This is a genomic window from Streptomyces beihaiensis, from assembly GCF_026274175.1.
Lineage (GTDB): Bacteria > Actinomycetota > Actinomycetes > Streptomycetales > Streptomycetaceae > Streptomyces > Streptomyces beihaiensis.
The window spans coordinates 56,058-73,673 of record NZ_JAPHNL010000068.1; the positions used below are offsets into that span (position 1 = coordinate 56,058).

At 71.2% G+C, this 17,616-nt stretch carries 15 protein-coding genes and 1 pseudogene; 13 read left to right on the forward strand and 3 right to left on the reverse strand.

Annotation, left to right across the window (positions count from 1 at the left end; all coding sequences use genetic code 11):
- Window positions 1-190 precede the first annotated feature (190 nt).
- A complete protein-coding gene (locus OFY01_RS08625; RefSeq protein ID WP_266597918.1) occupies window positions 191-1,465 on the forward strand; it encodes a polysaccharide deacetylase family protein in 1,275 nt (424 codons plus the stop codon).
- A gap of 13 nt (window positions 1,466-1,478) precedes the next feature.
- Here the strand turns inward: OFY01_RS08625 and OFY01_RS08630 are convergent, their stop codons facing one another.
- A complete protein-coding gene (locus OFY01_RS08630; protein ID WP_266597919.1) occupies window positions 1,479-2,459 on the reverse strand; it encodes an ATP-binding protein in 981 nt (326 codons plus the stop codon).
- A 101-nt stretch (window positions 2,460-2,560) separates the two neighbouring features.
- Here OFY01_RS08630 and OFY01_RS08635 point away from each other — a divergent pair, with 101 nt between their 5' ends.
- A complete protein-coding gene (locus OFY01_RS08635) occupies window positions 2,561-3,382 on the forward strand; it encodes a Fic family protein (RefSeq protein WP_266597920.1) in 822 nt (273 codons plus the stop codon).
- A gap of 368 nt (window positions 3,383-3,750) precedes the next feature.
- Here OFY01_RS08635 and OFY01_RS08640 read toward each other — a convergent pair whose 3' ends face one another.
- Window positions 3,751-4,590, reverse strand: coding sequence for an HAD family hydrolase (locus OFY01_RS08640; protein ID WP_266597921.1), 840 nt, complete (start codon window positions 4,588-4,590; stop codon window positions 3,751-3,753).
- Between the two features lie 580 nt (window positions 4,591-5,170).
- Here OFY01_RS08640 and ssd point away from each other — a divergent pair.
- From ssd to OFY01_RS08675, 7 genes and pseudogenes are all read left to right on the forward strand, one after another.
- Window positions 5,171-6,277 (forward strand): septum site-determining protein Ssd, encoded by a 1,107-nt coding sequence (gene ssd, locus OFY01_RS08645; protein ID WP_266597922.1) that lies wholly within the window; start codon window positions 5,171-5,173, stop codon window positions 6,275-6,277.
- The gene (locus OFY01_RS08650; RefSeq protein ID WP_266597924.1) at window positions 6,274-7,437 is read left to right on the forward strand and encodes a TadA family conjugal transfer-associated ATPase; all 1,164 of its coding nucleotides are present in this window, start codon (window positions 6,274-6,276) and stop codon (window positions 7,435-7,437) included. The genes ssd and OFY01_RS08650 overlap by 4 nt, the downstream gene beginning before the upstream one ends.
- A 143-nt stretch (window positions 7,438-7,580) precedes the next feature.
- Window positions 7,581-8,417, forward strand: a complete 837-nt coding sequence (locus tag OFY01_RS08655) for a type II secretion system F family protein (RefSeq protein WP_407700303.1) — start codon at window positions 7,581-7,583, stop codon at window positions 8,415-8,417.
- A gap of 441 nt (window positions 8,418-8,858) precedes the next feature.
- Entirely contained in the window at window positions 8,859-9,266 is a 408-nt protein-coding gene (locus OFY01_RS32375) for a type II secretion system F family protein (RefSeq protein WP_323135491.1), read from the forward strand.
- Between the two features lie 80 nt (window positions 9,267-9,346).
- A complete protein-coding gene (locus OFY01_RS08665; RefSeq protein WP_407700302.1) occupies window positions 9,347-9,580 on the forward strand; it encodes a DUF4244 domain-containing protein in 234 nt (77 codons plus the stop codon).
- On the forward strand, window positions 9,567-9,956 hold the full coding sequence (locus tag OFY01_RS08670; protein WP_266597930.1) for a TadE family protein: 390 nt from the start codon (window positions 9,567-9,569) through the stop codon (window positions 9,954-9,956). The genes OFY01_RS08665 and OFY01_RS08670 overlap by 14 nt, the downstream gene beginning before the upstream one ends.
- A 122-nt stretch (window positions 9,957-10,078) precedes the next feature.
- Window positions 10,079-10,453, forward strand: a pseudogene (locus OFY01_RS08675) (Rv3654c family TadE-like protein); the annotation flags it as partial.
- A gap of 62 nt (window positions 10,454-10,515) precedes the next feature.
- Here the strand turns inward: OFY01_RS08675 and OFY01_RS08680 are convergent.
- Complete coding sequence (locus OFY01_RS08680; RefSeq protein WP_266597932.1) at window positions 10,516-13,041, reverse strand: DEAD/DEAH box helicase; 2,526 nt, start codon at window positions 13,039-13,041, stop codon at window positions 10,516-10,518.
- Window positions 13,042-13,122: 81 nt separating this feature from the next.
- Between OFY01_RS08680 and bldG the strand changes: the two genes are divergently transcribed.
- The 4 genes from bldG (at window position 13,123) to OFY01_RS08700 (ending at window position 17,561) form a co-directional block, all read left to right on the forward strand.
- Entirely contained in the window at window positions 13,123-13,464 is a 342-nt protein-coding gene (gene bldG / locus OFY01_RS08685; protein WP_003975386.1) for an anti-sigma factor antagonist BldG, read from the forward strand.
- A gap of 132 nt (window positions 13,465-13,596) precedes the next feature.
- Complete coding sequence (locus tag OFY01_RS08690) at window positions 13,597-14,055, forward strand: ATP-binding protein (RefSeq protein WP_266597934.1); 459 nt, start codon at window positions 13,597-13,599, stop codon at window positions 14,053-14,055.
- 302 nt (window positions 14,056-14,357) lie between these two features.
- Window positions 14,358-16,760, forward strand: a complete 2,403-nt coding sequence (locus OFY01_RS08695) for a sodium-translocating pyrophosphatase (RefSeq protein WP_266597936.1) — start codon at window positions 14,358-14,360, stop codon at window positions 16,758-16,760.
- Window positions 16,761-16,970: 210 nt separating this feature from the next.
- The gene (locus OFY01_RS08700; protein ID WP_266597938.1) at window positions 16,971-17,561 is read left to right on the forward strand and encodes a small secreted protein; all 591 of its coding nucleotides are present in this window, start codon (window positions 16,971-16,973) and stop codon (window positions 17,559-17,561) included.
- Window positions 17,562-17,616 lie beyond the last annotated feature (55 nt).

Sequence of the window (17,616 nt, forward strand, 5' to 3'; positions counted from 1 at the left end):
GGGGCAAATGGTTCGCATTTTCACTCTGTGTAGTGAATGAGGGGTCCGGTCGGCTTGTCGTACAAATGGTGCGCGACTCTCGTGCGAGGTTGGCGGCGCCACCCGTACATCACGGGCATTTCGTGCATGACGCGCTTCCGGCGTATGCACCGTCCTGAACGCCGGCTCCAAGGAAGAAGGTGGGCGGAAGATGGCCGCCACCAAGAAGATCGCCGCGGGCGTCGCCGCCGTCGCGGCCTGTGCCGCAGCCCTCGCCGGCTGCGCGAGCAATGACCACGCGCACGCGCGCGAGAAGGGCGCCCCCGGCCCGAAGAAAGCGGCCCCCGCCGCGCCCGGTTCGGTCAACCGGCTCATCGGTGACGGCTCGACCGCCTACACCGGCAGCCAGCCGCACCTGCCCACGCCCCACCGTCTGAGACCGGGGCAGAAACCGCCGCAGTTCGTGGTCTTCTCCTGGGACGGCGCGGGTGAGGACAGCCAGAAGCTGTTCTCCCACTACCGCAAGGTCGCCAAGGCGAACAACGCGACCATGACGTACTTCCTGAGCGGCGTGTACATGCTCCCGAAGAGCAAGGCGAAGCTCTACCACGCACCTCAGCACGCGGCGGGCCAGTCGGACATCGGCTTCAACGGCATCGAGGGGATCAGGAACACCGCCGAACAGGTGCGCGGCGCCTGGCTCGACGGAAACGAGATCGGCACCCACTTCAACGGACACTTCTGCGGCAAGTACGGCGGGGTCGGCCAGTGGTCGGTGGCCGAGTGGAAGAGCGAGATCCGGCAGGCCAAGTCCTTCGTCAAGTCGTGGAAGACCAACGCGGGCCTGAAGAACATGCCGCCCCTGCCCTTCGACTACGACAAGGAGCTCATCGGCGCCCGCACCCCCTGCCTCGAGGGCCGGAAGAACTTCATGCGCGCCGCCCGCCAACTCGGCTTCCGCTACGACACCAGCGGCGTCGACGACCAGGTGTGGCCCAAGAAGAAACACGGTCTGTGGGACCTGTCGATGCAGCTGGTCCCCTTCAAGGGCCACTCCTACGAACAGCTCACCATGGACTACAACTTCATGATCAACCAGTCCGGAAAGTCGACCCAGGGCGACCCCGGCATGCGGGAGTACTGGGGCGACCAGATGCGGGACAGCCTGCTCGCGGGCTTCAACCGTGCCTACAAGGGCAACCGGGCACCGCTGATCATCGGCAACCACTTCGAGTCCTGGAACGGCGGCACGTACATCCGGGCCCTCGACGAGACGATCCACACGGTGTGCAACAAGCCCGAGGTGCGCTGCGTCTCGTTCCGGCAACTCGCCGACTGGCTCGACGCGCAGGACCCGCGGACGCTGAAGAAACTCACCACGCTCGGTGTCGGCCAGGCGCCCAAGCAGGGCTGGGCGTCCTTCCTCGACGGCAAGAAGGCCCCGGCCCCCAAGGGCGCGGCGGGCGCACCGGCCACCAGGTCGTGAGAAGCGGCCGCCCTCAGGCGGTCGCGGCGACGCTCTCCTGCAGCACGTAGCCGGGGTCGACCTGGGCCTCCAGGTCGGCTCCGGTCCTCGCGTTCCCCCAACTCTGGGCGTTCTTCAGGTGGAAGTGGACCATCTGGCGCGTGTACCGCTCCCAGTCGCGGCGCTCGTACGTCGCGTCGGCGGCGTCCTGAAGCGCCTGCAGGGAAGCCCTGTTGGGCGCCTCCAGGAGGTCGAAGCGCGGCGGGCGCCCCTTCTCCATGGCACGCACCCAGTCCGAGTGCCCGACCGTCACGAGCAGGTCGTCGCCGACCTCGGCGCGCAGGTAGTCGAGGTCGTCGCTGTCCCGCACCTTGTTGCCCACGACCTTCAGGGCGATGCCGAAGTCGCGTGCGTACTCCTTGTACTGGCGGTAGACGGAGACCCCCTTCCGGGTCGGCTCGGCGACGAGGAACGTGATGTCGAAGCGGGTGAACATGCCCGAGGCGAAGGAGTCGGAGCCCGCGGTCATGTCGACCACCACGTACTCGTCGCGGCCGTCGACGAGGTGGTTCAGGCACAGCTCCACCGCTCCGGTCTTGGAGTGGTAGCAGGCGACACCGAGGTCGGCCTCGGTGAACGGGCCGGTGACCATCAAACGCACGGCGGCGCCGTCGAGTTCCACGGGGCGGGCGCAGGCGTCGTAGACCGGGTTGTTCTCCCGTACACGCAGCAGGCGCGAGCCCTCACCCGGCGGCGTCGTCTTGATCATCGTGTCCGCCGAGGCGATGCGGGAGTTGGAGCCGCGCAGATAGTCCTTGATCAGCGGCAGCCGTGCCCCCATGGCGGGCAGCCTGGCTGCGGCCTCCTCGGTGAGGCCGAGCGCCGGCCCGAGGTGCTGGTTGATGTCGGCGTCCACGGCGATGACGGGAGCGCCCGTGGCGGCGAGGTGACGGATGAAGAGCGAGGACAGCGTGGTCTTGCCGCTGCCGCCCTTGCCCACGAAAGCGATCTTCATGTTCACGAAGAGTAGTGGCACTGTCGCGTTGAGTGTCCTCCTTGCGTGAAGAAGACCACTCCTTCGTGGGGCGGCGCCCGCGGGCCCGTACTGTCGTACTCATGAGTACGACTGACCCACTCGCCGCCCTGGCCGGCCTGCCGGGCGTGGCCGACTCCGTGGACTCCGTGCGCAAGGCCGTCGACCGGGTCTACGGACACCGGGTCATGCGGCGCCGCAGCAACGAGGTCACCTCCGAGGCCGCGCTGCGCGGAGCGCGCGGCAGCGCCGCGCTGGCCGGTGCCGACTGGGCGCTCGAGGAAGTGCGCAGGCGCACCGACTTCAGTGGCGCCGGCGGCGACACCGACGCGCGCACCGTCGGCGCCGCGCTGCGGCTGACCGCGGAGGCGGGCCAGCTGCTCTCCATCTGGCGACAGTCCCCGCTGCGCGTCCTCGCCCGCCTGCACCTGGTCGCGGCCGCCGACAAGGGGGACACCGTCGGCCGCCCGCGCACTCAGGGCGAGCCGGTCGACGAGCCGCTCATCGAGCTTCCGCTGCCCGATGCCGAGGAGGTGGCGGGCCGGCTCGACGGGCTCGCGCAGCTCATCATCGCCGGAGGATCGGCTCCGGCTCTGGTGAGCGCCGCGGTGGTCCATGGTGAACTGCTCGCGCTGCGCCCCTTCGGCTCGCACAACGGTCTGGTCGCGCGCGCGGCAGAGCGTGTCGTCCTGGTCGGCAGCGGCCTGGACCCGAAGTCGATCTGCCCCGCCGAGGTCGGTTACGCGGAGCTGGGGCGGGCGGCGTACGTGGCCGCGCTGGAGGGCTACGTCTCCGGCACCCCCGAAGGGGTCGCGGCCTGGATCGCCCACTGCGGCAAAGCGGTTGAACTGGGCGTCAGGGAGTCGACCGCGGTCTGCGAGGCGCTGCAGCGGGGCGCCGCGTAAAAGTCGCGTAAGAAAGCAAGGTTTGTGGGCGCGGAAAGGGCCCGGAACAGGGTTGCGGCGGTACGAATTCTCGTACCGCCGCTGGCATGGCCGCCGGGTTACCAAGCGTCCTCGATATGTGTTGCCCATCAGGTCGGGAACTTTGCCCGTCACCTGGTGCGGCTGGCCCGTAATCGACGGGTCGACGTCGCGTGGGTGCCCGGTGTTCATGCTTCGGTCCGTGGGGCCTTGCTGCTTGACAGGTAATCCTCTCGGATGTCCTTGGTCTCGCGGGCCGTTGACTCCTTTGTACTCCACCCCGGGGGGAAGGGAAAGTCCTGGCCTCACTTCTTTACTTTTGGGTTCAAACAGGGGTAAAGCGGACGGGCTTATCGGGGCGCCGTGAGAGTGCGGCGCCGATTCGCGTACCAGACCAGTCCCGCGGTGGCCGCCGCGGCGCCGACGGCGGCCGCCGCGACGAGGGCCGGACGCGACGACGCGCCGAGATTCGGCAGCCTCTGCTTGAGCCGAACCGGCTTGTGGAAGTCGAGAATCGGCCACCCGCGCGCGAGTGCCTCGCGGCGCAGTGCCCGGTCCGGATTGACCGCGTGGGGGTGACCGACCGCGCCGAGCATCGGCAGATCCGTCGCGGAGTCGCTGTACGCGTAACACCGCGCGAGGTCGTAGCCCTCGCTGCGGGCCACCTCCTCGACCGCCTCCGCCTTGGTGGGTCCGTACGCGTAGTACTCCACCTCGCCCGTGAAGCATCCGTCGTCCCCGACGACCATGCGTGTCGCCACCACCCGGTCCGCGCCCAGGAGTTCACCGATCGGTTCGACGACCTCCGCGCCGGAGGTGGAGACGATCACGACGTCGCGCCCCGCGGCGTGGTGCTCCTCGATGAGGGAGGCCGCCTCGTCGTAGATGATCGGATCGATCAGGTCGTGGAGGGTCTCGGCGACGATCTCCTTCACCTGCTGCACGTTCCACCCGCGGCACAGGGACGACAGGTAGGTGCGCATCCGCTCCATCTGGTCGTGGTCGGCGCCGCCGGCCAGGAAGACGAACTGTGTGTACGCGGTACGCAGCACGGCCCTGCGGTTGATCAGCCCGCCTTGATAGAACGACTTGCTGAAGGTGAGCGTGCTCGACTTTGCGATGACCGTCTTGTCCAGGTCGAAGAACGCGGCTGTGCGGGGCAACGAGTGGGTTTCCACGCCCTTGAGCATAGGCGCCCACCATTCGGCGTAAGCTGGGCGCGTGGGTTTGCCTGAGAAGGCTCTCGGGTACACCATGGAAGTCACGGATCGTTCGCGACCGTGCTAACCCGGTCTGGCTCCTCCCCCCCCCGAGTCGGACTGTGGAAGACGACCCCCGCTCTCCCCCCCGGCGGGGGTCGTCGCATGTCCGGGCCCGTTTTCGGTCCTCATTCTGATGCCGCCACCTTGTGCGCCCGCCCGGGTACTCGCGCGACGGCTCACCCGCCGACGGTTACTGCTCGTAACCGTTGGGATGCGGTGCGGAGGCTTTGATGTGGAGTTCGAAGCGTCACTTGTTCGGGTGATCGAGATATTCACATGTTGAGCTGCATCCACAGTTATTGACCAAGATCCACACGATTTCAGGGATCGCCGCACAGTGATTCCGCACGCGAAGTCCGGGCCGGTGTCCGTCACCGGGCTCGTTTTGACCGGGCCGTGACGGGCTCGCGCCATTCGGCGCCCTTCACCGGTGACTTCGCGGCGGACCGGAACCGCCCGGCGGGGCGGGGCACGCGCGACGAAGGGGGACTGGATCGTGACAGAGGTCATGACGTGTGACACGAGGGGCGTGCGGCGAGCGCCGCTCATCGTGACGGAGGACGTGGAGCTGCTGGACGACCTGCTGCGGCTGTGCGCCGCGGCAGGCGTCCGGCCGGACGTCGGACACGGGCCACCAGAGGGCAGAGGCGTCTGGGAGTCGGCGCCGCTCGTCCTGGTCGGTGACGACGCCGCGCGGCGGCTGCGAGGGGTGCCGCGGCGCCGCGCAGTCGTGCTGGTCGGCCGGGACCAGGACGATTCCGGCGTGTGGCAGCGGGCCGTGGAGATCGGCGCTGAGCATGTGCTGATGCTCCCGGACGGTGAGCAATGGCTCATGGACCGGATCGCCGACATCGCCGAAGGCGTGGGGCGGCCCGCTCTCACCGTCGGCGTGCTCGGCGGCCGGGGCGGAGCCGGAGCCTCGACGCTGGCCTGCGCGCTCGCCCTGGCATCCGCGCGGGCGGGACGGCGCACACTCCTCGTCGACGCCGACCCGCTCGGCGGCGGGCTCGATGTGCTGCTCGGCTGCGAGACGACGGACGGGCTGCGCTGGCCGGCCTTCGCCCACTCCCGCGGCCGGGTCGGCGGCGCCGCACTGGAGGAGTCGCTGCCCCGACTGCACGACCTGCGGGTACTCAGCTGGGACCGCGGCGATCTGGCGGCGGTTCCGCCGGAAGCCGTCCGGGCGGTGCTCGCCGCCGGGCGGCGCAGAGGCGGGGTGGTCGTCGTCGACCTGCCGCGCAGGGTCGACGACGGATCCGTCGAGGCGCTCACCCAGCTCGACCTGGGACTGCTGGTCGTGCCCCCGGATGTGCGGGCCGTCGCGGCGGCCCGCCGGGTGGCTGACGCGGTCGGCATGGTCCTCCCCGATCTGCGGGTCCTCACCGGTCCCGTACGGGGGCCGGGCGCCCTGCCGGCGGACGAGGTGGCGCGGCTGCTCGGGCTGCCACTCGCCGGTGAGCTGCCGCTGGACGACCAAAGCGTCCTGACACGCGCGGCAGCGGCCGGTCATAGGGGATCGGCCAAGGACCCCGCCGCCGCGGACGGACCGCTGGGACGGTTCTGCGCGGCGTTCTGGGAGCGCATGCCCGCCACGACGGAATGCGGTGACGTATGAGCACGGTGGTGGGCGGGCGGATGCTGGACGGAGTGCGCCGCTGGCTCGCGGAGAACGGGGCGGAGCCGACGCCCGCGCGGGTGGCCGAGGCGCTGCGCGCGCAGGGCCGGATCCTGGGCGATGCCGAAGTCCTGGGAGTCTCCGGCCGGCTGCGCTCGGAGCTGGTGGGCACGGGGCCGCTCGAACCGTTGCTGGCCGATCCATCGGTGACGGACGTCCTGGTCTCGGCGCCGGACCGGGTGTGGGTCGACCGGGGCGGCGGCCTTGAGCGCACCTCCGTGACGTTCGAGAGCGCCGCGGCGGTACGGCGCCTGGCGCAGCGCCTCGCCGCTGTGGTCGGTCGCCGCCTCGACGACGCCAGGCCCTGGGTGGACGCGCGGCTGCCCGACGGGACGCGGCTCCACGCGGTGCTGCCGCCCGTCGCGGTGGGCTGCACCTGCCTATCGCTGCGGGTGGTGCGCCCCCGGCCTTTCACCCTGGAGGAACTGACGGCGGCGGGCACGGTGCCACCCGGCGGGGACCGGGTGCTGCGCGCGCTCCTGGACGCCAGGCTCTCGTTCCTGATCAGCGGCGGCACAGGAACCGGCAAGACGACCCTGCTGAGCGCCTTGCTGGGGCTCTGCGGACCGCAGGAGCGGATCGTGCTCGCCGAGGACTCGTCCGAGCTGCGCCCGGACCATCCGCACGTGGTCCGGCTCGAAGGGCGGCCCGCCAATCAGGAAGGGGCGGGCGCCGTCGGCCTGGACGATCTGGTGCGCCAGGCGCTGCGGATGCGACCGGACCGACTGGTGGTCGGCGAGGTCAGGGGCGGAGAGGTCGTCTCCCTCCTGGCCGCCTTGAACACGGGCCACCAGGGGTGCGGCACGGTGCACGCCAACACGGCGGGCGACGTCCCGGTGCGGCTGGAGGCGCTGGGGACGGCGGCCGGACTCGACCGCGCGGCGCTCCACAGCCAGGTCGCGGCAGCGGTGTCCGTGGTCCTGCACCTCGTACGGGACGGCGGCGGGCGGCGCCGTATCGCGCAGGTGCACGTACTGGAGCGGAGCGAGCAGGGCTGGGTGCGGACCGTTCCGGCGCTGGAGTGGGCGGCGCGCGGGTTCGCGCCCAAGGCCGGATGGGGGCGGCTGAGCGGGCTTCTGGGGGTGGCGCCGGCGGAGTGAAGGCCGGACGAACACATGGGACGAGCAACTGGGGCGAACACACGGACGGAGAGGGGTGAGCGGAAGTGGTCCGGAGCGCGGTGGGGGCATGGGCCGGTGGCGCGGCGGCGCCGAGCGCGAGAGAGGTGGGTGTTCTGGGGGTGATGGTGGCGGCGTCGGTGATGGCGCGGGTCGTCTCGGCGCGGGGTGCCGAGGTGCGGCGGGCCCGGACGGTGTTCGGCGACGAGGCCGCGCGAGGTGGTTCGGAGCCGAGGTGGTGGATCGGCTGCCTGGTCGGAAGGTGGTGGCGATCCGCAAGGGCGCGGCCCGAATGGGGCTGTGCGGCCGCCGGGGCGGTGGTCGCGGTCCTCGGCGCGTCGGTGCTGCCGCTGGCTCTCGGGCTGGCCGCCGTGCCGGGTGCGGCTCGGGTGCGCAGAGCACGTGAGGCGCGGCGGCGGCGTGAGCGGCGCGTCGAAGCGGTGATCCGGCTGTGCGGGGTACTTGCCGGAGAGGTGCGGGCCGGCCGGCAGCCGGGGGAGGCGATGGTCGTCGCGGCGCGGGAGTCCGGCGCCTTGGCCGACGCCGGCGGGGATGCCGTAGTGGCGGCTGCCCGGTTCGGCGGGGATGTGCCGGGCGCCTTGCGGGACGCGGCAGATGAGGCCGGTGCGGACGGGCTGCACGGGCTCGCGGCGTGCTGGCGGGTGGCGGTGGACCGTGGCGCCGGACTTGCCTGCGGGCTCGAGCGGCTCACGGAGGCCCTGCGGGCGGAGCGGGATCAACGAGCGGATCTGGCGGCCCAGTTGGCCGGATCGAGGTCGACCGCGGTGATGCTCGCCGGGCTACCGGCCCTCGGTCTCCTGCTCGGCTCGGCGCTGGGAGCGAATCCGCTGCACGTTCTGCTGCACACCGGGCCCGGAATCGGATGTCTGACGGTGGGCGGCGCCCTGGAGGCGGCGGGGGTGTGGTGGGCGCTGCGAATCGTGCGGGGAGCGGAGGTGTGACCGAAGCGTCAGATGGGTTCGATGATGACGGGAGAGTGGAAAGTGATGGCCTTTGACGTTGTCCACAGGCTGGGGGTGGAGCTGTGGCTTGTCGTGATGTCGGTGTGGTCGATCCGAGTTCTTGAGGCGCGAAGGCGCGATCGGGCGTCTCGACGGAGGGCACGGGACGTGCTGGGTGCCGCTGTGGTCGCGGGCCCCGCCGGGCGGCGGCGTCGGGCCGGGAGATGGGCGGTCGTGGCACGGCGGTGGTGGCCGGCCGCCGGTGCTGCGGGCGCCGGGTGTGTGGTGGTCGGTGGTGTGGCGGGGCTGGTCGTCGGGGCGCTGGCCGGAGCCGCGGTGTGGAGGTGGTGGCGTCGGCGGGGAGCGGGGCAGGCGCGGGCGGGAACCGGCTCCGGTCCGGAATCCGAGGCCGCACGGCAACTCCCTTTGGCCGCTGACCTCTTGGCCGCGTGCATCGCCGCCGGGGCCGACCCGGTGGATGCCGCTCGGGCCGTCGGGGAGTCGCTGGGCGGGCCGGTCGGTCGAGGGCTCGCCCGGGGCGCCGCACAGATCCGGTTGGGCGGGGAAGCGAAGGACGCCTGGCGGGAGTTGGCGGCGACGCCGGGGGCCGTGGCACTGGTGCGGCTGCTGGAACGGGCGGGTGATTCCGGGGCTCCGGCCGCAGAACCCGTCGCGCGGTTCGCCGCGGAATGCAGAGCGGAGCAGGGACGCCGGGCGACGGCCGTGGCACGCCGGGCGGGCGTGGTGGTCACGGCACCGGTCGGGCTGTGCTTCCTTCCCGCGTTCCTCGTGATCGGAGTGGTTCCGGTGCTGATCGGGCTGGCGGGAGGGATGTTGAGCGGCAGATGACGGCGCGCCGAGTCGAGCGCGTGCTGGACGAGGTGAGGGCCATTGACGGCAATGGGCGTGGAGAGCCAAGGGGGTTTGTGATGAACGGAATGCGAGAGGCGCGGGCGTCGGGGCAGATGCGCGGGCTGGTCCATCGGTGGACGAGGAAGGTGCGTGCGGCACGACGTGACGCGGGCATGGTCACGTCCGAGTACGCGGTGGGGCTGCTGGCGGCGGTCGCCTTCGCCGGCGTGCTGTACAAGGTGGTGACGAGCGGCGCGGTGCAGTCCACGTTGCAGTCGCTCGTGTCGAAGGCGCTCCATGCCTCGTTCTGAGGCGTCCTGGGGAGAGGCGTGGGCCGGGCCGGGGCGAGATCGTGGCTTTGTGACCGCGGAGGCGGCCGTGGCGCTGCCCGTGCTGGTGATGTTCACGATGGCGCTGGTCTGGGTGGTCCTCGCGGCGTCCGCGCAGATCCGGTGTGTGGACGCCGCTCGGACCGGGGCCCGTGCCCTGGCGAGACAGGAGCCGCGGGGTGCCGCGCTCGCTGCCGCCCGGCGGGCCGCGCCGCGGGGCGCCCGGATCGACGTGAGCCGGGCCGGCGACCTGGTCCTGGTGACGGTGCGGGCACGGGCCTCGGGGCCGGGGCCGCTCGGCGTGAACCTCTCGGCGCGGGCCGTGGCGGAGGCCGAGGAGACGGCGGGGGTGACGTGATGGTGCATGCAGCCGGAGCGGGAGCCGCAGCCGGAGCGGGAGCCGCAGCCGGAGCCGGAGCCGGGCTCGACGGAGGCCGGGTGGGGCTGGGCGGTGGGCCAGCGGCGGTTGGCGGAGGCCGGGTGGGGCTGGGCGGTGGGCCAGCGGCGCCTGGCGGAGGCCGGGCAGGGCGAGACCGGGGTTCGGCGACCGTGTGGGTCGTCGTGGCGATGGCGGCCCTGGGCGTGGTCTTCGGAGCCGTACTGGCCATGGGGCAGGTGATCGAGTTGCGGCATCGGGCGGGCGGGGCAGCGGACTTGGCGGCGCTGGCCGCGGCCGACCACTGGATGGCCGGAGAGGCTGACGCCTGCGCCGCGGCGGGCCGCGTCGCGCGGGCGCAGGGTGCGCGGGTCGTGCGGTGCACGGTGCACGGGGAGGTGTCCGACGTGACCGCGTCCGTGGGGGCGGGCGCGTTCAGGGCTGAGGTCAGGGCCCGGGCAGGGCCCGCGGGACCGGCCGTCCCCGGACCGGTCGCGCCGGGCCCGCGTCGGCCGGATCCGGCCCCGGCGGCAGACGCCGGTCAGGTGTCCGTGCCGGCACCCGGGCCCGAGCTCGCGCCCGAGGCCGTCCCGGTGGCCCCGGCGGTCGGGGCGGCGCCCTCCGGGGCGCCCCTCAGGAGGACCGAGAGGAGACGTATGGCGCCTCGTTTGTGGAGCGGGTCGTTGCCGTTGCCGCACTTGGGGGACTGGATGCAGGACGGGCAGCCGGTCTCGCAGTCGCAGGAGGCGATGGCCTCTCGGGTGGCGGTGAGCCAGGCGCGGGCGGTGTGGAAGGCGCGTTCGGCGAACCCGGCCCCGCCGGGGTGGCCGTCGTAGACGAAGACCGTGGGCAGCAGCGTGTCCGGGTGCAGGGGAATGGAGACGCCGCCGATGTCCCAGCGGTCGCAGGTGGCGAACAGGGGGAGTATGCCGATGGAAGCGTGCTCTGCGGCGTGCAGGGCGCCGCCGAGGATCTCGGGGTTGACGCGGGCGGCGTCCAGTTGGTCCTCCGTCACCGTCCACCACACCGCGCGGGTGCGCAGCGTACGAGGAGGGAGGTCGAGTTTCGTCTCGCCCAGCACCTCGCCGGTGATCAGACGGCGGCGCAGATAGCCGACGACCTGGTTGGTCACCTCGACCGATCCGTAGCACAACCGGCCCTCGCCCCAGGGGACTTCGACGTCCGTCTCCAGGACGGAGATCGCCGTGGTGTCGCGGGCGGTGGTGGAGTAGGTGGGGTTGGCCTGTTCGACCAGGGCGACGTTGTCGTCGAGGTCGAGGTGCCGGACGACGTAGGTGCGGCCCTGGTGGAGGTGGACCGCGCCGTCGTGGACGGACGTGTGCGCCGAGCCGGCGTCCACGGTGCCGAGGAGCCGTCCCGTGCTCGCCTCGACGACTTGGACGGGAGTGCCGCCCTCGCCGCGGATGTCGGCCAGGTCGGCGGCGGACTCGCGGCGCGTCCAGTGCCACGCCTTGGTACGGCGGCGCAGCAGCTTCGCGGCCTCCAGCTGCGGCAGCAGCTCGCCGGTGGTCGGGCCGAACAGCGCCATGTCCGGTTCGGCCAGCGGCAGTTCCGCCGCGGCGGCACACAGGTGCGGTGCGAGGACGTACGGGTTGTCGGGGTCGAGGACGGTCGACTCGACGGGCTGGTCGAAGAGAGCCTCGGGGTGGTGCACCAGGTAGGTGTCCAGCGGGTCGTCGCGGGCCACCAGGACGGCGAGGGCGCCCTCGCCGGCGCGGCCCGCGCGGCCGGCCTGCTGCCACAGGGACGCTCGTGTGCCCGGGTATCCGGCGATCAGCACCGCGTCCAGGCCGGAGACGTCGACGCCGAGTTCGAGGGCGGTGGTGGCGGCGAGACCGAGAAGCTCGCCGGAGTGCAGGGCGCGTTCGAGGGCGCGGCGCTCCTCGGGCAGGTACCCGCCGCGGTAGGCGGCCACCCGGCGGGCGAGCGAGCGGTCGACCTCGGCGAGGCGCTCCTGCGCGATCACGGCGATCAGTTCGGCGCCGCGCCGGGAGCGTACGAAGGCGACGGAGCGCACGCCCTGCACGGCGAGGTCGGTGAGCAGCTCGGCCGTCTCCGCGGTCGCCGTGCGCCGCACGGGGGCGCCCTTCTCGCCGTGCAGCTCGGTCAGCGGAGGCTCCCAGAGGGCGAAGACGAGTTCGCCGCGGGGCGAGGCGTCGTCGGCGACCTCGACGACCGGCAGGCCGGTCAGCCGTTCGGCGGAGAGGGCCGGGTCGGCCGACGTGGCGGAGGCGAGCAGGAAGACGGGCTGCGAGCCGTAGCGGGCACACAGGCGGCGCAGGCGGCGGATCACCTGGGCGACGTGGGAGCCGAAGACGCCGCGATAGGTGTGGCACTCGTCGATGACGACGTACGTGAGGGCCTTGAGGAAGGAGGACCAGCGGGGGTGGGCGGGGAGTATCCCGCGGTGCAGCATGTCGGGGTTGGTGAGGACGTGGTTGGCGTACTGGCGTACCCACTCGCGTTCCTCGAACGGAGTATCGCCGTCGTAGACCGCGGGGCGGATCGCCGGGCCCAGCGGTTGTGAAAGTTCCTTCACGGATCGGAGCTGGTCCGCGGCAAGCGCCTTGGTCGGGGCGAGGTAGAGGGCGGTGGTGCCGCGGCCGTTCGGCGCCTGCGAGCCGTCCAGGAGACGCGACAGGACCGGGACGAGGTACGCGAGCGACTTGCCGGACGCCGTGCCCGTGGAGACGATCACCGATTCGCCGTCGAGCGCGTGTTCGGCGACGCGTGCCTGGTGGGCCCAGGGGTGCTCGATTCCGGCCGCCTGGACAGCCGCGACGACCTCGGAGCGGATCCGGTCCGGCCAGACGGCATGACGGCCGGGGCGAGGGGGCAAGTGCTCCGTATGAGTGACGCGCGCAGCCCTGCTCGGACCCGAGGTCAGCCGCTCCAGGACCGCACCGGGAGACGGGCGGGAACCCTGGGACGCCGAGGGTCGTTCGGATCGGTGATTCGTGGCCATCGGCATCGAGTGTGTCACTGGCGTGACGGACAATGCCCCTAAGGCGTCGTGCATGCCTGCCAGTAAGTGATTGAATGCCATCGCGGCTGGCGAACCGTCCCGGGGGGTCATGCCGAGGTGTCCCGAGGGGCGACCGCTCGAGAGCAAGGTGCTGGAGGATCCGTGGACCTGTCCCTGTCGACCCGTACCGTCGGCGATCGTACGGTCGTCGAGGTCGGTGGCGAAATCGATGTGTATACCGCGCCCAAGCTGCGCGAGCAGCTGGTCGAGCTGGTGAACGACGGCAGTTTTCATCTGGTCGTCGACATGGAGGGCGTGGACTTCCTCGACTCCACCGGGCTCGGCGTGCTGGTCGGTGGCCTGAAGCGGGTGCGTGCCCATGAAGGCTCGCTGCGCCTGGTCTGCAACCAGGAGCGCATTCTGAAGATCTTCCGTATCACCGGTCTGACCAAGGTGTTCCCGATCCACACCTCGGTCGAGGAAGCCGTCGCGGCCACCGACTGATCCGGTTCGGTCCGGCCCGGCCCCTGTGGCCGGGTCGGTCGGCCGGGCCGGTCGTACGGCCGGCTGACGTCGGGAGCCGGGCCGTGGGCGGCCTGGCTCCCGAGAGCACGCCCGCACGCCCGAGGGGGATGCATGCCCACTGTCGAACTCCGCTTCAGCCCTCTGCCCGAACACGTCAGGACGGCCCGCCTCGTGGCGGCCGCGGTGGCGCGCAGGGCGGGCGTGGACGAGGCCGTGCTCGACGAGGTCAGGCTCGCCGTCGGCGAGGCGTGCTCGCGAGCCGTCGGGCTGCACCAGAGCGCCGGTCTCACGGCGCCGGTGCGCGTGGCGCTGACCGAGGAGGAGAAGCAGTTCTCCATCGAGGTCGGTGACGAGGCGCACCACGCCGTGTCCGCTGCGGCGGCCTCCGCGGGCGGCTCCGGTGCCGGCTCCGGCTCCGGCGCGCCCGCCGACGAGCCGGAGGCGGAGGGCGAGGACGAGATGGGGCTGGCGGTCATCAGCGGCCTCGTCGACGACGTCGAGGTCACCGCGGACGAGACCGGTGGCCGTATCCGCATGAGCTGGCCGGTTCCGCCGCCGACGCTGCCGTAGCGGGGAGGCGCGCCCTCCAGGCCCCGTTCGACGGCCTGTGCGAGGTCCTGTTCACCACAGGGTGAGCAGGACCTTTCTGCGTACGGCCGCGTGCGACGTGTTCTCGTAATGCATTCGGGGAATTAAGTAATGCATTGAAGGGGTTATCGATTCCTCTTTCTTCTTCGTTTTATCTCTGACTGTGTTCGCTGATCACTTGCCGGGCGAGTAACAATTCCGGTTGCTGTCCTCTGTTTTGATCGGCCATTGCTCCCTACAATCCGTCCACATCTTGAGCTCAGTCCAAGCGTCAAGGAGGACGAATGGCGGAGCCCTCTACTCCCACTCCGTTCGCGGCCGCGGTCCTGACCGACGACAACCGGCTGATCGTGATCGTCATCGCGGTCGTCGCACTCGCGGCGCTCGCCGTCGCCGGTGTTCTGGTGCGCCAGGTGCTCGCCGCCGACGAGGGCACGGGCGCGATGAAGAAGATCGCGGCCGCGGTCCAGGAAGGCGCGAAAGCGTATCTCGGACGGCAGCTGCGCACCCTCGGGATATTCGCGGTCGTGGTGTTCTTCCTGCTCATGCTGCTTCCTGCGGACGATTGGAATCAGCGTGCCGGGCGATCGGTCTTCTTCCTGATCGGCGCGGCCTTCTCCGCCGCCACCGGCTATATCGGAATGTGGCTCGCGGTGCGCAGTAATGTGCGTGTGGCGGCCGCGGCCAGGGAAGCGACTCCGGCGCAGGGCGAGCCGGAAAAAGATCTCACTCTCGTTTCGCACAGGGCAATGAAGATCGCTTTTCGCACGGGCGGCGTCGTCGGCATGTTCACGGTGGGGCTCGGCCTGCTCGGCGCCTCCTGCGTCGTGCTCGTCTACGCGGCCGACGCGCCCAAGGTCCTTGAGGGTTTCGGGCTCGGGGCCGCGCTGATCGCCATGTTCATGCGTGTCGGCGGCGGCATCTTCACGAAGGCCGCCGACGTCGGCGCCGACCTGGTCGGCAAGGTCGAGCAGGGCATCCCTGAGGACGACCCGCGCAACGCCGCGACCATCGCCGACAACGTGGGCGACAACGTCGGCGACTGCGCCGGGATGGCCGCCGACCTGTTCGAGTCGTACGCCGTCACGCTGGTCGCCGCGCTGATCCTCGGCAAGGTCGCCTTCGGCGACGCCGGGCTCGCCTTCCCGCTCATCGTTCCCGCGATCGGCGTCGTCACAGCGATGATCGGCATCTTCGCCGTCGCGCCCCGGCGGGCCGACCGCTCCGGGATGAGCGCCATCAACCGCGGCTTCTTCGTCTCCGCGGTGATCTCGCTCGCCCTCGTCGCCACCGCCGTCTACGCCTACCTGCCGTCCTCGTACCGCGACTTGGACGGCGTCACCGAGGCGGCGATCCACGGCAAGGACGGCGACCCGCGGATCCTCGCCGTCGTCGCCGTCGCGATCGGCATCGTCCTCGCCGCGCTCATCCAGCAGCTCACCGGCTACTTCACCGAGACCAGCCGACGCCCGGTCAGGGACATCGGCCGTACGTCGCTGACCGGCCCGGCCACCGTCGTGCTCGCCGGGATCTCCGTCGGTCTCGAATCGGCCGTCTACACAGCCGTGTTGATCGGGCTCGGCGTGTACGGGGCGTTTCTGCTCGGCGGCACGTCGATCATGCTCGCCCTGTTCGCGGTGGCGCTCGCCGGTACCGGGCTGCTCACCACCGTCGGAGTCATCGTCGCCATGGACACCTTCGGCCCTGTCTCCGACAACGCGCAGGGCATCGCCGAGATGTCCGGCGACGTGCAGGGGGCGGGCGCGCAGGTCCTCACCGACCTCGACGCGGTCGGCAACACCACCAAGGCCATCACCAAGGGCATCGCCATCGCCACGGCCGTCCTGGCGGCCTCGGCGCTCTTCGGCTCGTACCGCGACGCGATCGTCTCCGCCGCCCAGGACGTCCACGAGAAGGTCGGCGAAGGCGGTCCGCTCAGCCTCGTCATGGACATCTCGCAGCCGAACAACCTGGTGGGGCTCGTCGCCGGGGCGGCCGTGGTGTTCCTCTTCTCCGGTCTCGCCATCAACGCCGTGTCGCGGTCGGCGGGTTCGGTGGTCCACGAGGTGCGGCGGCAGTTCCGCGAACACCCCGGGATCATGGACTACACGGAAAAACCGGAGTACGCGCGCGTGGTCGACATCTGCACCAAGGACGCGCTCAGGGAACTCGCCACACCCGGGCTGCTCGCCGTGATGGCGCCGATCGCGGTCGGCTTCACGCTCGGCGTGGGAGCGCTGGGCGCCTACCTGGCCGGAGCGATCGGCGCCGGGACGCTGATGGCGGTCTTCCTGGCCAACTCCGGTGGCGCGTGGGACAACGCCAAGAAGCTCGTCGAGGACGGCCACCACGGCGGCAAGGGCAGCGAGGCACACGCGGCGACGGTGATCGGCGACACGGTCGGTGACCCGTTCAAGGACACCGCGGGCCCCGCCATCAACCCGCTCCTCAAGGTGATGAACCTCGTGTCGCTGCTCATCGCGCCCGCCGTGGTCAAGTTCAGCTACGGACCGGACGCGAGCGTGCCCGTACGGGTCGTGGCAGCGGTGCTGGCCTTCGCCGTCATCGTCGGCGCGGTGTACGCGTCCAAGAGGCGCGGCATCGCCGTCGGCGACGAGAGCGACGAGGGCGGCGCCGACAGCACGGGCAAGGTGCCCAAGCCGGCCGACCCCGCCGTGGTGTCCTGACCCTTCCTCAGGCGCCGTCAACAAGTGGGCGGACAGCGTGGCTTGACACGCCGTTCGCCCACGCGCGCGTGCCGGAACGTTCCCGCCGCCCTCCCGTGAGCCTTCTCTCCCTTGGTGCAAATGGCTGCTAATGATAAAGAAAGCGGTCATACAGGACGCTCGGCGTGCGTTTGGCGTGTGCTCGGCGTGTAAGTTCCGGGGCCGAGAGCCATGGAAGGGACCAAACCGGTGAACAAGAAGCTTGCTGCCGCACTGTCCGGCGGTGCGGTACTGGTACTGGCGTTGTCCGGCTGCAGCAGCGATAACAGCAACAAGAAGCTGGACTCCTGGGCCAAGCAGGTCTGTGACGCGGTCCAGCCGCAGGCGAAGAAGATCGAGCAGGCCAACGCCGCGATCCAGAAGCAGACCTCCGACAACAGCTCGCCGTCCGACGTCCAGAAGACCGACTCTCAGGCGTTCCAGGACATGTCCGACGCCTACAAGGCGATCGGTGACGCGGTCGACAAGGCGGGCGCGCCGCCGGTCGACGGCGGCAAGACGAAGCAGCAGAACGCCGTCAAGGAACTGGACAACATCTCGACGTCGTACGCCGGACTGAAGAAGCAGATCGACAAGCTCGACACCAGCGACCAGGGGAAGTTCGCCGAGGGCCTCAAGGGCATCGCGGGCGACCTCGAGAAGCTCGGCCAGAACGGCAGCGACGCGCTGAAGAACCTGGAGGAGGGAGACGTCGGCAAGGCGATGGCCAAGCAGGAGAGCTGCAAGAGCGCCTCCCCCTCCCCCTCGCCGTCGGCCTCCTAGGCCCCGCCCGGCCCCCGGCCCCCGGCCCCCGGCCCCCGGCCCCCGGGCCGCGGCC